Annotated in this window: 10 protein-coding genes; 3 read left to right on the forward strand and 7 right to left on the reverse strand. The window is 72.3% G+C overall.

The window, feature by feature from the left end:
- Positions 1-6: 6 nt before the first annotated feature.
- The 6 genes from ftsH to ACIP5M_RS29870 form a co-directional block, all read right to left on the reverse strand.
- Positions 7-1,947, reverse strand: coding sequence for an ATP-dependent zinc metalloprotease FtsH (gene ftsH, locus ACIP5M_RS29845; RefSeq protein WP_401202447.1), 1,941 nt, complete (start codon positions 1,945-1,947; stop codon positions 7-9).
- Between the two features lie 127 nt (positions 1,948-2,074).
- Positions 2,075-3,649 carry a signal recognition particle protein gene (gene ffh / locus ACIP5M_RS29850; RefSeq protein ID WP_401202449.1) on the reverse strand — a complete coding sequence of 525 codons (1,575 nt, stop codon included), beginning with the start codon at positions 3,647-3,649 and terminating at the stop codon, positions 2,075-2,077.
- Positions 3,650-3,993: 344 nt separating this feature from the next.
- Positions 3,994-6,420 carry a [protein-PII] uridylyltransferase gene (locus tag ACIP5M_RS29855; RefSeq protein ID WP_401202451.1) on the reverse strand — a complete coding sequence of 809 codons (2,427 nt, stop codon included), beginning with the start codon at positions 6,418-6,420 and terminating at the stop codon, positions 3,994-3,996.
- A gap of 16 nt (positions 6,421-6,436) precedes the next feature.
- Complete coding sequence (locus ACIP5M_RS29860) at positions 6,437-6,775, reverse strand: P-II family nitrogen regulator (RefSeq protein ID WP_401202453.1); 339 nt, start codon at positions 6,773-6,775, stop codon at positions 6,437-6,439.
- Complete coding sequence (locus tag ACIP5M_RS29865; protein ID WP_401202454.1) at positions 6,772-8,118, reverse strand: ammonium transporter; 1,347 nt, start codon at positions 8,116-8,118, stop codon at positions 6,772-6,774. Before ACIP5M_RS29865 ends, ACIP5M_RS29860 begins: the two co-directional genes overlap by 4 nt.
- 290 nt (positions 8,119-8,408) lie before the next feature.
- Entirely contained in the window at positions 8,409-9,899 is a 1,491-nt protein-coding gene (locus tag ACIP5M_RS29870; RefSeq protein ID WP_401202455.1) for a hypothetical protein, read from the reverse strand.
- 451 nt (positions 9,900-10,350) lie between these two features.
- On the opposite strand from ACIP5M_RS29870, the gene ACIP5M_RS29875 reads away from it, so the two are divergent.
- The gene (locus ACIP5M_RS29875) at positions 10,351-11,019 is read left to right on the forward strand and encodes a bifunctional DNA primase/polymerase (RefSeq protein ID WP_401202525.1); all 669 of its coding nucleotides are present in this window, start codon (positions 10,351-10,353) and stop codon (positions 11,017-11,019) included.
- A 104-nt stretch (positions 11,020-11,123) separates the two neighbouring features.
- Here ACIP5M_RS29875 and ftsY read toward each other — a convergent pair whose 3' ends face one another.
- On the reverse strand, positions 11,124-12,341 hold the full coding sequence (gene ftsY, locus ACIP5M_RS29880; protein WP_401202457.1) for a signal recognition particle-docking protein FtsY: 1,218 nt from the start codon (positions 12,339-12,341) through the stop codon (positions 11,124-11,126).
- 142 nt (positions 12,342-12,483) lie between these two features.
- On the opposite strand from ftsY, the gene ACIP5M_RS29885 reads away from it, so the two are divergent.
- Complete coding sequence (locus ACIP5M_RS29885) at positions 12,484-13,920, forward strand: purine-cytosine permease family protein (protein ID WP_401202459.1); 1,437 nt, start codon at positions 12,484-12,486, stop codon at positions 13,918-13,920.
- 59 nt (positions 13,921-13,979) lie between these two features.
- Positions 13,980-14,966, forward strand: coding sequence for an LLM class flavin-dependent oxidoreductase (locus tag ACIP5M_RS29890; protein WP_401202461.1), 987 nt, complete (start codon positions 13,980-13,982; stop codon positions 14,964-14,966).
- Positions 14,967-14,998: the final 32 nt, after the last annotated feature.

Raw genomic sequence — 14,998 nt, forward strand, 5'->3', positions numbered from 1 at the left:
TGCCGCTCACTCCGGGTCGGGGCCCTTCGTCAGGCGGGTGATGCCGGCGGCGGCGTACGCGGCCCGTTCGTCCAGGGTCTCGTTGGCGAGCAGGGCCTCGGCGAGGGAGTCGAGTTTCGGACGGTGTTCGCGCAGGAGGCGGCAGGCCTCCACGTAGCACTCGTCGACGATCCGCCGCATCTCGTGGTCCACCGTGTCGAGGGTGGTGGGGGCGGCGGACAGGCCGTACGGGCCGCCGCCGTCGGACGGGATGGCGGTGAGCTTGCCGACGCGCTCGCTCATGCCCCAGCGGCCGACCATGCCCCGGACGATGTTGGTGACCTGTTCGAGGTCGTTCTCCGCGCCCGTGGTGATGACGTCGTAGACGACGTGCTCGGCGGCCATGCCGCCGAGCGCCCCGATGATGCGGCCGCGCAGGTAGTCCTCGGTGTACGCGTACCGGTCGGCGTCCGGGGTCGAGAGGGTGACGCCGAGGGCGCGGCCGCGGGGCACGATCGTGATCTTGCGGACCGGGTCGGCGCCCGGCTGGAGCATGCCCAGGAGGGCGTGGCCGCTCTCGTGATAGGCGGTGCGGCGGCGTTCCTCCAGCGGCATGACCAGGGACCGCTCGGCGCCGAGCTGGACCTTCTCCAGGGCGTCGGACAGATCGGACTGGGTGACCTCGTCCTGCCGGCGCTTGACGGCCAGCAGGGCGGCCTCGTTGGCCAGGTTGGCCAGTTCGGCGCCGGTCATTCCCGGGGTGGTGCGCGCCACTTGGGCGAGGTCGACGCCCGGTGCGAGCGGGATGTCCCGGGTGTGGATGCGCAGGATGGCCTCGCGGCCGCCCCGGTCGGGCGGGGAGACGGTCACCGTGCGGTCGAAGCGGCCGGGCCGGGTCAGGGCGGGGTCCAGGACGTCGGCGCGGTTGGTGGCGGCGAGGACGACGACCCCCTCCGAGCCGGAGAAGCCGTCCATTTCGGTGAGGATCTGGTTCAGGGTCTGTTCGCGTTCGTCGTGGCCGCCCATGGCAGCGCCGCCGCCCCGCACCCGTCCGATGGTGTCGATCTCGTCGATGAAGATGATCGCGGGGGCCACCTTGCGCGCCTCGGTGAACAGTTCGCGCACCCGTGAGGCGCCGACGCCGACGATCATCTCGATGAACTCGGAGGCGGAGGCGGAAAAAAACGGCACCCCGGCCTCGCCGGCCACCGCCCGCGCGAGCAGGGTCTTTCCGGTGCCGGGCGGGCCGGACAGGAGCACGCCGCCGGGCATCCGGGCGCCCAGCCTGCGGTAGGCGTGCGGGTTCTTGAGGAAGTCGACGACGTCGTTGAGCTCGCCCTCGACCTCGTCGATGCCCGCCACGTCCTCGAAGGTGGTGCGCTGGGCGCCCTCCTCCAGCTCCACCGGCTTGGGCGGCGCCTTGCGGCCGAGCCCGCCGAGGCCGCCGCCCATGGCCGCGCCCATCCGCCGGGCGACGAAGACCCACAGCAGGACCAGGAGCAGCATCGGGGCGAGGGAGAGCAGCAGGTTGGCCAGGAAGCTGCGCTGCTCGACGACCGGGGAGGCGGTGACGTTCACGTTCTGCTTGGTGAGGTCGGCCCACAGGTCGTCGTCGGCGAAGGCGGGGCGCTGGGTGACGAACTTGGTGTAGTCGCCCTTGCCGCCGTCGGGCACCGGCTGCTTGGCCTTCAGCTGGCCCTGGATGGCGTCGCCTTTGGAGTAGATCTTCGAGACGTTGCCGCTCGCGACCTGCTTGCTGAACTCGGTGTACGAGATCGTCGGCTCGTCGCCCTCGTTGAAGAAGGACAGCACCAGGTTGGTGATCAGGTACACGATCAGTGCGGTGAGGATCAGCCACCGCCAGCCGCCCGGCATCCGCTTCTTCGGCGGAGCGGTGGGCGGCGCACCCTCGGAGCGCCAGGGCGTGTCGGCCCGGTCGCGGGGCGGTACGGGGGTGGGGCTGGGCACGGGGCGCCTCCTTCTGCCGACCTCCCGGCCGACGATAAGCGACAAATCCACCCACTGCCCCGCAGAATGCAGAGGGCCCCGGCCGTGACACACGACCGGGGCCCTCCGCTGCCTGCTCGCGCGGCCGCTACTTCATGAACTTCTTGAACTCGTCCGGAAGGTCGAATTCCTGTCCCGGGCGGCCGTCGCCGGCCGGAAGGCCGAAGGGGCTGCCGCCGGCCGCGGGCTCGATCGCCTGCGGGCCCTGCTCGCGGCGGGCCGCGGCTGCGGCCTCCTCTTCCTTGCGCTTCATCGGGTTGCCGCTCTTGCGCTTGCCCTTGGCCTGCTTGACCTGCTTCTTCTGGCGGCCGGGGCCGCCGCCCATCCCGGGGATGCCGGGCATGCCCGGCATGCCGCCGCCCTGGGCCATGCGGGACATCATCTTGCGGGCGTCGAAGAAGCGCTCGACCAGCGACTTGACGGCGCTGACCTCGGTGCCGGATCCCTTGGCGATACGGGCACGGCGCGAACCGTTGATGATCGTCGGGTCCTGGCGCTCGGCCGGGGTCATCGACTTGATGATCGCGGCGGTGCGGTCCACGTCACGCTCGTCGATGTTGTTGATCTGATCCTTGATCTGGCCCATGCCCGGGAGCATGCCGAGCAGCTTGGAGATGGAGCCCATCTTGCGGACCTGCTCCATCTGGGCCAGGAAGTCGTCGAGCGTGAACTCCTTGGGGCCCTTGGCGAGCTTGGCCGCCATCTTCTCGGCCTCGGCCTGGGAGAAGGTCTTCTCGGCCTGCTCGATGAGGGTGAGCATGTCACCCATGTCGAGGATCCGGCCCGCCATGCGGTCCGGGTGGAAGGCGTCGAAATCGTCGAGCTTCTCGCCGTTCGAGGCGAACATGATCTGCTTGCCGGTGACGTGCGCGATGGAGAGCGCGGCGCCACCGCGGGCGTCGCCGTCGAGCTTCGAGAGCACCACGCCGTCGAAGCCGACGCCGTCGCGGAAGGCCTCGGCGGTGTTGACCGCGTCCTGACCGATCATGGCGTCGACGACGAAGAGGATCTCGTCGGGCGAGACCGCGTCGCGGATGTCGGCGGCCTGCTGCATCAGCTCGGCGTCGATGCCGAGGCGGCCGGCGGTGTCGACGATGACGATGTCGTGCTGCTTGGTGCGCGCGTACTCGACGGAGTCCTTGGCGACCTGGACCGGGTCGCCGACGCCGTTGCCCGGCTGCGGCCCGTAGAACGCCACGCCCGCGCGGTCCGCGACGACGGAGAGCTGGTTGACGGCGTTGGGGCGCTGCAGGTCGCACGCGACGAGGAGCGGGGTGTGGCCCTGCCCCTTGAGCCAGAGGCCGAGCTTGCCCGCGAGGGTGGTCTTACCGGCACCCTGGAGACCGGCCAGCATGATCACGGTGGGGGCGGTCTTGGCGAACCGGAGCCGCCGGGTCTCGCCACCGAGGATCGTGACGAGCTCGTCGTTGACGATCTTCAGGACCTGCTGGCCGGGGTTCAGCGCCTTGCTGACCTCCTCGCCGCGGGCCCTTTCCTTGACGTTCGCGATGAAGGAGCGGACGACCGGGAGGGCGACGTCGGCCTCAAGGAGCGCGATACGGATTTCCCGGGCCGCCGAGTCGATGTCAGCCTCGGACAGCCGGCCTTTGCCGCGCAGGCCCTTGAAGGTATTCGCCAAGCGGTCGGAGAGCGTATCGAACACGGTGGTCGCGATTCCTCGGGTCGGGGGCGTGTAGTCGTCCCCCAGGGTATCCGCCCTCGCCGCCCATCCGGCCTTGCGGGCGACTTTCCCCCGGGGCTCCGCCCCGGACCCCGCCTCTCAAGCGCCGGGGAGGCTGGATTTTTGCCCGCCTGAGTACACAGGTGAGGGCACAAGATCGGGGCTCCGCCCCGCACCCCGCGCCTCAAACGCCGACGGGGCTGGATCTTCAGCCCGCCCGGCGTTTGAGGGCACGGGCGCGCAGCGCACGTATGGGGTCTGGGGCGGAGCCTCGGGGAACGGTGGAAGGGCGGGTAGGGGACGGCCCCGCGCAGCGGCCGCACCCGCTACGCCAGGGCCGACTCCACCAGCCCGGCCAGGGCGGTCGCGTCCGCGGGGTCCAGCGGCTTCCCCTCGGGGGTGGTGACGTACAGCGTGTCCACCGCGTTGGCGCCCAGCGTCGAGACGTGCGCGCTGCGGACCCGGACCCCGCCCGACTCCAGCGCCCGCCCGATCCGGTGCAGCAGGCCGACCGCATCCGGCGCCCGGACCTCCAGCACCGTGGCCAGCGAGGAGACGTCCGGTACCACCTCGACCCGCGGCGGGGGCGGGACCACGCCGCGCCGGCGCGGGTACGCCGCCTCGCGGTCCGCCAGCCGCCCCGGGACGTCCAGCGAGCCGTCCAGGGCCCGGATCAGGTCGGTCCGCAGCCGCGCCGCCTCCGGCAGGGAGCCGTACGCGGCCGCCACCCTCCAGCGCAGCACCAGGACCTCGCCCAGCCGGTCCGGAAGCTCCACGGAGCGCAGGTCGGCCGCCCGGACGGTGAGGCGGTGCAGGGCCAGCACCCCGGCCACCGCGGGGAGGACTCCCGGCTGGTCGGGGACGGCCACCACCAGCTCGACGCCGACCGCGTCCTCCTCCGGCCGGGTGTGCAGCGCGAGCACCGGTTCCCCGGTGCGCAGGGCCTCCACGGCCAGGCGCTCGTGTTCCGTGGTCGCGACCTCCGGCTCCCCCGCCACCGGGGCCGTGCCGCGCAGGACGGCGGTGACCCGCCCGACGAGGTCGGACACCAGGGAGCCCCGCCACGCGCTCCACGCCGCCGGCCCGGTGGCCAGGGCGTCCGCCTCCGTCAGGGCGTGCAGGATCTCCAGGGTGCCCACCGATCCGACGGCCTCGGCGACCGAGCGGACCGTGGCCGGGTCGTCCAGGTCGCGCCGGGTCGCGGTGTCGACCAGAAGCAGGTGGTGCCGTACGAGGGTGCCCAGGACGGCGACGTCCTGCGCGTCGAAGCCGAGCCGGACGGCCACGTCCCGGGCGATGGTCTCCCCGGCCACCGAGTGGTCCCCCGGCCAGCCCTTGCCGATGTCGTGCAGCAGGGCGGCCATCAGCAGCAGGTCGGGGCGGCCGACCCGGCGGGTGAGGGCCGAGGCCCGGACCGCCGTCTCGATCAGGTGTCGGTCCACCGTCCAGGTGTGGACGGGATTGCGCTGCGGGCGGCAGCGCACCCGTTCCCAGTCGGGCAGCAGGCGGGTGATCAGGCCCTCCGCCTCCAGGGCCTCCCACACGGCCACCGTCGGCTCCCCCGCGCCCAGCAGCGTCACCAGCTGCTCCCGGGCCTCCGCCGGCCACGGCACCGGCAGGGGCTTGGCCTGTACGGCGAGCCGGCGCAGGGCGTGCAGCGATACGGGAAGACCCGCCTGCGCGGCGGCCGCGGCGAGCCGCAGCGGCAGCACCGGGTCGCGGTCGGGGCGGGCGGCCAGGGCCAGGACGGCCTCGCCGTCGGACTCCACGACCCCCTCGGCCAGCGGCGCCCGCTCGGCCGCCGGGGCGCCCCGGGTGCCCAGCAGCCCGCGCAGCCGCGGACGGGCGGAGCGTGCCCGCAGTACGCGCCCCACCTCCCGCCAGGTCACGTCGGCGGCGTAGGCGACGACCCCCGCGGCCTCGTAGACCTCGCGCAGCAGTGCGTCCGCGTCGAGCACCCCGAGCCGGGCGGCGACCTGGTCCTGTTCCTGGAGGGAGAGCCGGTCGGTGGCCCGGCCGGTCACCAGGTGCAGGGCGTCCCGCGCGTCCAGGAGCCGGCGCCGGGCGTCGGCGAGGCCCTCGCGCGGGGCGTCGGCCAGCCAGGACGCCGCCACCGCCCGCAGCGCGGTGGCGTCCCGGAGCCCGCCGCGGGCCTCCTTCAGGTCGGGTTCCAGCAGGAAGCGCAGCTCCCCGGCCCGCTCGGCCCGCTCGCGGCACAGGGCGTCCAGCTGCGGGAGCCTCTTCGCGGCCTGGTTGCGCCAGTCGGCGAGCACGGAGGTCCGCAGGCCGGCGAGGAGGCCGACGTCCCCCGCGACCGGCCGGGCGTCCAGCAGGCCGAGGTGCACCTTGAGGTCCTCGGAGGCGGTCTTGCGGGCCTCGCCGGGGGTCCGTACCGAGTGGTCGAGGGCCAGGCCCAGGTCCCACACCGGGTACCAGAGGCGGTCGGCCAGCGCGCTCAGCGCCCGCGGATCGGCCTTGCCGTCGTGCAGCAGTACCAGGTCCAGGTCGCTGCGCGGGGAGAGTTCGGCCCGCCCGTAGCCGCCGACGGCCACCAGCGCGGCGCCGCGTACTCCGGTCTCCCGGACGGCGGTCGTGAACAGGGAGTTCAGCCATTCGTCGGTCAGCCCGGCCAGCGCGGAACGCCGGGAAGGCCCGGACCGCGACTCCTCCTGGAGGAGTCGCAGCCGGGCCGCGGCGTAGCCGCCGGGTCCCGAGTCGGCCGTGTGGTCCGTGGTCTCTTCGGCACTCGTCACCCGGGAGCTCCTCTGACTAGAGCGCGTCAGCGCCGCGCTCGCCGGTGCGGACCCTGACCACCGAGTCCACGGGGACGCTCCACACCTTGCCGTCGCCGATCTTTCCGGTGGCGGCGGAGCTCACGATGACCCGGATCACCTCTTCGGCGTCGGCGTCCTCGACCAGTACCTCGATGCGGATCTTGGGTACGAGGTCCACGGTGTACTCCGCGCCGCGGTAGACCTCGGTGTGGCCCCGCTGGCGGCCGTAGCCGCTGGCCTCGGTGACCGTGAGCCCCTGGACCCCGTAGGTCTGGAGGGCTTCCTTGATCTCGTCCAGCTTGTGCGGCTTGACGATCGCGGTGATCAGCTTCATGCGTCAACCTTCTTGCTCGCGGCGGCAGCGGGGACGGGGGCGGCGGTGCTCCGGGAGGAGGAGCCGCCGCCGGCGCCGCTGAAGTCGTAGGCGGTCTCGGCGTGTTCGACCTGGTCGATGCCGGAGACCTCGTCGTCCTCGGAGACCCGCATCCCGATCGTCTTGTCGAGGAGGAAGGCGAGCACCGCGGACGCGACGAGAGAGTAGGCGAGGACGGAGAAGACTCCGATGGCCTGCTTGCCGAGCTGCTCCAGGCCGCCGCCGTAGAAGAGGCCGGCCGCGTCGGACTGGACCCCGCCGGTGGCGAAGAACCCGACGAGCAGCGAGCCGACGACACCGCCCACGAGGTGGACGCCGACGACGTCGAGGGAGTCGTCGTAGCCGAACTTGTACTTGAGGCCGACGGCCATGGCGCACAGCAGACCGGCGATGGCGCCGATGGCGATCGCGCCGAGGGGGGAGCAGGAGCCGCCGGACGGGGTGATGGCGACGAGGCCGGCGACCGCGCCGGAGGCGGCGCCGAGGGTGGTGAAGGAGCCGTGGCGCAGCTTCTCGTAGAGGAGCCAGGCGAGCATGGCGGCGGCGGTGGCCACCTGGGTGTTGACGAACATGACGGCTCCGACGCCGTCGTCGTTGCCGAGCCAGGAGCCCGCGTTGAAGCCGAACCAGCCGAACCAGAGGAGACCGGCGCCGAGCATGACGAGCGGCAGGCTGTGCGGGCGCATCGGGTCCTTCTTGAAGCCGACGCGCTTGCCGATGACCAGGATCACGCCGAGGGCGGCGGCGCCGGCGTTGATGTGGACGGCGGTGCCGCCCGCGAAGTCGATGACGCCGAGCTCGAAGAGCCAGCCGCCGGCGCCCCAGACCCAGTGGGCGACGGGGAAGTAGACGACGGTGACCCACAGGACGGTGAAGAGGGTCCAGGCGCTGAACTTGACGCGGTCGGCGAGGGCGCCGCTGATCAGGGCCGGGGTGATGACGGCGAACATCAGCTGGAAGACGGCGAAGACGTAGACCGGGATGGTGTAGCCGTCCCACAGCTCGGTGATGCCGATGCCGCTGAGGCCGACGTAGTCGGAGTTCCAGCCGATGAGGGAGCCGGAGTCGGTGCCGAAGGCGAGGCTGAAACCGTAGAGCACCCAGAGGATCGTGACGATCCCGAGGCTGATGAAGCTCATCATCAGCATGTTGAGGCTGCTCTTGACGCGGACCATGCCTCCGTAGAAGAAGGCGAGGCCCGGGGTCATCAGCATGACCAGGGCGGAGCAGATGAGCATGAACCCGGTGTTCGCGGCAGACAGCGTGGGGGCGTCTGCCGCGAGGGTCGTGATGGCTGATGCCATCGGCGTCTCCTCGTCGTCGGTACGTTCGCGTGCGGGCGATCGTGAAAACCTGAGCGGCGGTGTAAGGAACTGGCCGGTTATTGGCCATGAGATTCGCGCAGGCCGGTTTCCGGCGGCGCCGCTCGGTGTTTCGTGCCCGTGACGAAGAGGTCGGGCGTGTTACGCGTCCATGAACGAGTGGTCTTCACAACCGGCCGCGGCGGTACCCGGACGTCCTGGCTGGGGGAGCCTGATCGGGCTTCACGGGGTGACTGCCGCGGCCGGGGCCTTGGGGGCGGCCGCGTGGGCCGTCAGACGGCCTCCGCCGCTTCGGGGAGGCGGGAGGCGAGGTGGTCGGTGAGCCGGACCACCTCGGCGACGTCGCCGTACTCACGGGCGGCGGTGTCGACGGTCTTGCGGAGCCGGGTGTTCACCCGTTCGGACCGAACCTTTCCGGCCACGTCGAGGGCCCGGCCGACGAGGACGGCGGCCTGTTCGGGCTCGCGCTGGAGCAGGTGGACGGTGGCCATGCCGATGAGGTTGAGGGCGTACGAGCGCTGGTGCTCCGGGTCCTTCTCGAACAGTTCGACGGCCCGTTCCATGACGGGTTCGGCGAGGGAGGCGTAGGTCGGGCTGCGGCCGGCGACGTAGGCCAGGTCGCGGTACGAGTGGGAGTTCTCGCCGTTCAGCTCGGCCTCGGAGAAGAAGCGGATCCAGTCGGGTTCCGGCTCGCCGCCGAAGCCGACGTCACCGAAGGTGTCCTCGGCCATCCGCACGGCCCGCTTGCAGCGGCTGGGCTGGCCCATGTTGGCGTAGGCGCGGGCCTCCATCGCATACAGCATGGCCTGCGTGCGCGGGCCGGCGCAGTCGCGGCTGCCGTACTGGGCGAGGTGGATGAGTTCGAGGGCGTCCTCGGGGCGGCCCAGGTGGATCATCTGGCGGCTCATGCTGGAGAGGATGTATGAGCCCAGCGGCTTGTCCCCGCCCTCCTTGGCGGCGTGCAGCGCGAGCACGAAGTACTTCTGCGCGGTGGGGTGCAGGCCGATGTCGTAGCTCATCCAGCCGGCCAGTTCGGCGAGCTCGGCGGCGACCTTGAAGAGCCGCTTCATGACCGGGGCCGGGTGGCTCTCCTGGAGCAGGTCGGTGACCTCGTGGAGCTGCCCCACGACGGCCTTGCGGCGCAGCCCGCCCCCGCACTGGGCGTCCCACTGGCGGAACATGACGGTGGTGGCGTCGAGGAGGTCGAGCTCGGGCTCGGAGAGCCGGGGCGGGCGGTGCCCCCCGAGGGCGCCCGCCGGCCCCGGCTGGCGCGGTCCCGGGTCGGCGGCCGGGACCGGGACGAGCCAGCGCTGCATGGGCTCGATGAGGGCGGGGCCGGCGGAGAGGGCGAGCGAGGTCCCGAGGAAGCCGCGGCGGGCCAGCATCAGGTCACTGCGGGAGAACTCGCCGAGCAGTTCGACGGTCTGCGGTCCGGCCCAGGGCAGGTCGACGCCGGACACCGAGGGGGTCTGGTGGGCGGTGCGCAGGCCGAGCTGCTCGATGGCGACGACCGAGCCGAAGCGCTCCGAGAACAGTTCGGAGAGGATCCGCGGAACGGGCTCGCGGGGCTGTTCGCCGTCGAGCCAGCGGCGGACCCGGGAGGTGTCCGTGCTGATGTGGTGGGCGCCCATCTGCCGGGCCCGGCGGTTGACCTGGCGGGCCAGCTCGCCCTTGGACCAGCCGCTGCGGACGAACCACGACGTCAGCTGTTCATTGCGCGCAGCAGGATGGTCCACCGTTCCGCTTGCGCCGTTGCCGCTCACTGGAACGCCCCCATCCGCTCAGCCTCTTCCACACGAAACCCTGTCGGGTGCGGCAAGCGCCGCCACGGACCTTCACAGGTCCTCCACACATTGCCTCCGGCATACCCACGGACGGGTCCGCCTTCGGGGTTCGTGCACTGAAAGTAATCCTACGATCACCCCTCCCGCGAGGCCGATTCCAGAAACGCCACCATTCGCCACCCCTTCGAATGAACAAGCCACCCGCCAGGCGCGATTCACTTGACATCGAGGTGAAACGGCTTTGGTTGGACTGGAGTGCGCTCGGGGCGCGCGCGGCGAGGAGTGCGCCGGGCCACCTCGCAGGACGCTCCGCGGACGACACCCCCGCGGCGGACCGCCCGCAGCCGGGGGAACCTCCCGGCGGCGGCCGGGGGAGTCCGGCCGACGTCGTAACCACCGGCGCGTCCGACCCGTTGGAGGGGGCATGGGCATGGGCTTCACGATCGGCGGCAGCCGCGGCACCAGGGAGTTCCGTTCCGGCATCCGGCGCCGCGGCCGGACCTCGGAGTGCACGGCGGTGGCGGAGTACACCGGCCTGTGGGGCTGGGACGTGGTCCCCGGAGCCCGCGCCGCGGCGCCCGCCCGGGACTGCTCCTGCGGGGACGCGCGATGCGCCGCCCCCGGCGCGCATCCGCTGGACTTCGCGCCCACGGTCAAGGCCGGGGCCACCCTGGACGAGGTCACCGAGGCCTGGGGCGAGTACCCCGGCGCGGCGGTGCTGCTGCCCGTCGGCCGCTCCTTCGACGTCATCGAGGTCTCCGAGGAGGCCGGGCGGCGGGCGCTGGTCCGGCTGGAGCGGATGGGCCTGCCGCTCGGGCCGGTCATCGTGACCCCGGACGGCCGGGCGCAGTTCTTCGTCGCCCCGGGCGCGGCCGCCGACCTTCCGCAGCTGCTGTACCGGATGGGCTGGGACGACGCCCACCTCGACCTCCGGGCCCTGGGGGACGGCGCCTTCGTCACGGCCCCGCCGTCGGACCGGGCCGGGCTCGGCCCGGTCGGCTGGCTGCGGCCGCCCGCGCTCGACTCGGCCGGGAGCCCGCCGCAGGCGCGGCTGCTGCTGGGCACGCTCGCCTACCTCTGCCACCGCTTCCGCCGCTGATGCCGTAGCCGCCCCCGGCCGCACATGCCGGTGCCCCCGCGTTCCGGGCGGAACACGGGGGCACCGGCATGGATCCGCGGGATCTGCGCCGTCCCTGCCCGCCCTCAGTCGCCGATCAGGGCGTCCACGAACGCCTCCGGCTCGAAGGGCGCCAGGTCGTCCGCTCCCTCGCCGAGGCCGACGAGCTTGACCGGAACACCCAGCTCCCGCTGGACGGCGATGACGATGCCGCCCTTGGCGGTGCCGTCGAGCTTGGTCAGCACGATGCCGGTGATGTCCACGACCTCCGCGAAGACACGGGCCTGCATCAGGCCGTTCTGCCCGGTGGTGGCGTCCAGGACCAGCAGGATCTCGTCGAGCGGGCCGTGCTTCTCCACGACGCGCTTGACCTTGCCGAGCTCGTCCATGAGGCCGGTCTTGGTGTGCAGGCGGCCGGCGGTGTCGATGAGCACCACGTCGGCGCCCTCGGCGATGCCCTCCTTGACCGCGTCGTACGCGATCGAGGCGGGGTCGCCGCCCTCGGGGCCGCGCACGGTACGGGCGCCGACGCGCTCGCCCCAGGTCTGGAGCTGGTCGGCGGCGGCGGCCCGGAAGGTGTCGGCCGCGCCGAGCACCACGCTGCGGCCGTCGGCGACGAGCACGCGGGCCAGCTTGCCGGTGGTGGTGGTCTTTCCGGTGCCGTTGACGCCGACGACCATGATCACGCCGGGGGTGTCCTCGCCGCTCTCGGTCTTCACGACACGGTCGAAGTCGGTGCCGACCAGGGTCAGCAGCTCCTCCTTCAGCAGCGCGCGCAGATCCGCGGGGGTGCGGGTGCCGAGCACCTTGACCCGCTCGCGGAGCCGGTCGACCAGCTCCTGGGTCGGGACGACGCCGACGTCGGCGACCAGGAGGGTCTCCTCGATCTCCTCCCAGGTGTCCTCGTCGAGGTGCTCCCGGGAGAGCAGCGTGAGCAGCCCCTTGCCGAGCGAGTTCTGCGAACGGGCGAGCCGGGCGCGCAGCCGGACCAGACGGCCGGCGGTGGGCTCGGGCACCTCGATCGGGGGCGCGGCCGGGACCTCGGGCTCCGCCGTCGGCGCCTCGACGGGAGCCGCGGCCTCCGCCTCCGGGAGCACGACCTCCTCGATCGTGCGGCGCGGCTCTTCCGCCGTCTCTACGGCGTCCTCCCCCACCTGCGGTTCGGCAGGCGGGGCAGTGATGGTCGGCGTGCTCGGCGGTGCCTGGGGCGGCAGCTGCTTCTTCTTGCGGCTGCTGACCACGAGCCCGCTGATCGCGCCGACCGCGACCAGGGCGATGACTACAGCAAGGATGAGGATGTCCATAACCCCACCAGTATCGGCCACGGGCGGCCCAGACCCCGGACCTCGGGCGTTCACACGGGACGGAAGCCCCCATTTGTGCTTTTAGCGGCACATCCATGATGATGAGCAGCTTCCCCCGCACCCTCCCCCACGGAGTCACCGCATGCCTGCCGAAGAGACCGCGGTCGAGACCCGCGGCCTGGAGCCCGTCCCGGACAGCGAGCGCGGCGGCCGGGTCCGCGAGCTCGTCCCCACCTGGGTGGCCGCCAACATCAGCGTGCTGCTGCTGACCATGGGCGCCGGCCTGGTGATCTTCAACAAGCTCAACATCTGGCAGGTGCTGGTCGTCGCGGTCGCCGCGCCCGTCGTCTCGTACGGGATCGTCGGCGTGATCTCGATCGCCGGCAAGCGCGGCGGCGCTCCCGGCATGGCCCTGTCACGGGCGGTGTTCGGGCAGCGCGGCAACCTCTTCCCGGGGGCGCTGATCTGGGTGGCCCGCTGGGGCTGGGAGACCATCAACGCGGTCAGCGGCGCCTACGCCGTCCTGACCGTGCTCGACCTGCTCTTCGGGGTCGAGAGCAGCACCCCGCTCATCGTCGTCACGCTGCTGTTCTTCGTGGGCTGCACCTTCGTGGTCTCCGGCCTGGGCATCAACGCCCTGCGCGTCTGCTCGAAGTGGTCCACGTACCTCTTCGGCGCCTTCAGCGTGCTCGTCCTCGCCTACCTGGTCTTCACCACCGACTGGGCCGCCGTCCTCGGCAAGCCGGCCGGCTCCACGGCCATGATGATCGCGGGCATCGGCACGATCGCGGCCGGCGGGATCAGCTGGGTGCCGTCCGGTCCCGACTTCACCCGCTACCTGCCCCGCACGGCCTCCTCCAAGGGCATGGTCGGCGCGACGATCGGCGGCGCGGGCGTGGTCGTCCTCCCCATGGTCCTGATGGGCGCGGTCATGGCCGTCGGCACCCCGGACCTGGCCTCCGCCCAGGACCCGGTCTCCTTCATCGGCGAGCTGCTCCCGGCGTGGATCGCGGTCCCGTACCTGCTCATCGCGCTCGTCGGCATGCTGCTGATCAACTCGATGTCCATGTACTCGGCCGGTTTCACCGCGCAGACCCTCGGCATCAGGGTCCCGCGCGCCTGGGCGGTCAGCGTCAACGCGGTGATCAGCCTGGTCTTCGGCTTCCTGCTGATGGTGGTCGCGACCGGCTTCTTCGGCTCCTTCATATCCTTCCTGACCCTGCTGGCCGTGGCCTTCTCCGCGTGGATCGGCGTCTTCGGCGTGGACATGCTGCGCGGCCGGACCTACGACGGCCCCGCGCTGCTGGACACCACGCGCACCAGCGCCTACTGGTACCGGGGCGGTTTCGCCTGGCAGGCGATGACCGCCTGGGGCCTCGCCCTGGTCGTGGGCCTGCTGTTCACCGAGGTGGACTGGTTCAGCGGACCGCTCGCCTCCACCAGGATCGGGGAGAACGGCCTGGGCTGGGCGGCGGGCATCCTCACCTCGGCGGTGCTGTACGCCGTACTGCCGCGCACGGCGCCCGTCGAGCCGGCCGCTGCCGAGGAGCGCGAGCTCGCCGGATCCCTGTCCAACTGACGCCACGTCAGCTAACGTCCCCCTTCGCCCACCCACATCCGGCGAAGGGGGACTTCTCCATGCCCATCACCGTGGCCCGGTTCAACCTCGTCGACCCGAACGGCACCCCCGAGTCCCTGTCCGCCCGCTACAAGGCGGCGCTGGAGATGGCCCGGTACGCGGACGACCGCGGGATCGACACCGTCCAGACCGAGGAGCACCACGGCACCGGCAACAACTGGCTGCCCTCCCCCTTCGCGTTCGCGGGCGCGGTCTTCGGCGCCACCCGCCGGATCGCCGTCACCGTCTCGGCGATCATCGGCCCGCTGTACGACCCGCTGAAGGTGGCCGAGGACATCGCCGTCCTCGACCTCCTGAGCGGCGGGCGCCTGGTCACGGTCGCGGGGATCGGCTACCGGCCCGAGGAGTACGAGCAGCACGGCGTGGAGTGGGGCCGGCGCGGCCGGCTCCAGGACGAGCTCCTCGAAACCCTGCTGAAGGCGTGGACCGGCGAGCCCTTCGAGTTCCGCGGCCGGACCGTACGGGTCACTCCGCGGCCCTTCACCCGGCCGCACCCGATGCTCCTGGTCGGCGGCAGCTCCGAGGCCGCCGCGCGGCGTGCGGCCCGGCTGGGGCTGCCCTTCTTCCCGAGCGCGCACCTGCCGGAGCTGGAGGCGTACTACCGGGCGAAGCTCGCGGAGTACGGGACGGAGGGCTTCTGCATGATGCCCGCGGCCGAGACCCCGCTGCTGCACATCTCCGAGGACCCCGACCGGACCTGGGCCGAGCACGGCGAGCGCTTCCTGCACGAGGCGCACATGTACGCGTCCTGGCAGTCGAAGGACATCCGCAGCGCCGTACGGTCGACCGCGCGGTCGGTGGCGGAGCTGCGCGCGGAGGGCGTCTACCGGATCCTCACCCCGGACGAGGCGGTGGCCCACGCCCGGGGCGCCGGCGAGTCGGGGAACCTGGTGCTGCACCCGCTGTGCGGCGGGATGCCGCTGGACGAGGGCTGGCGCAGCCTGCACCTGCTGTGCGAACAGGTACTGCCCCGGCTCAAGGACTGAGCCGGGGCAGTATCGAGGAGAAGGGGTGGTGG

Origin of the sequence: Streptomyces sp. NPDC088762 (genome assembly GCF_044750905.1) — a bacterium.
Lineage (GTDB): Bacteria > Actinomycetota > Actinomycetes > Streptomycetales > Streptomycetaceae > Streptomyces.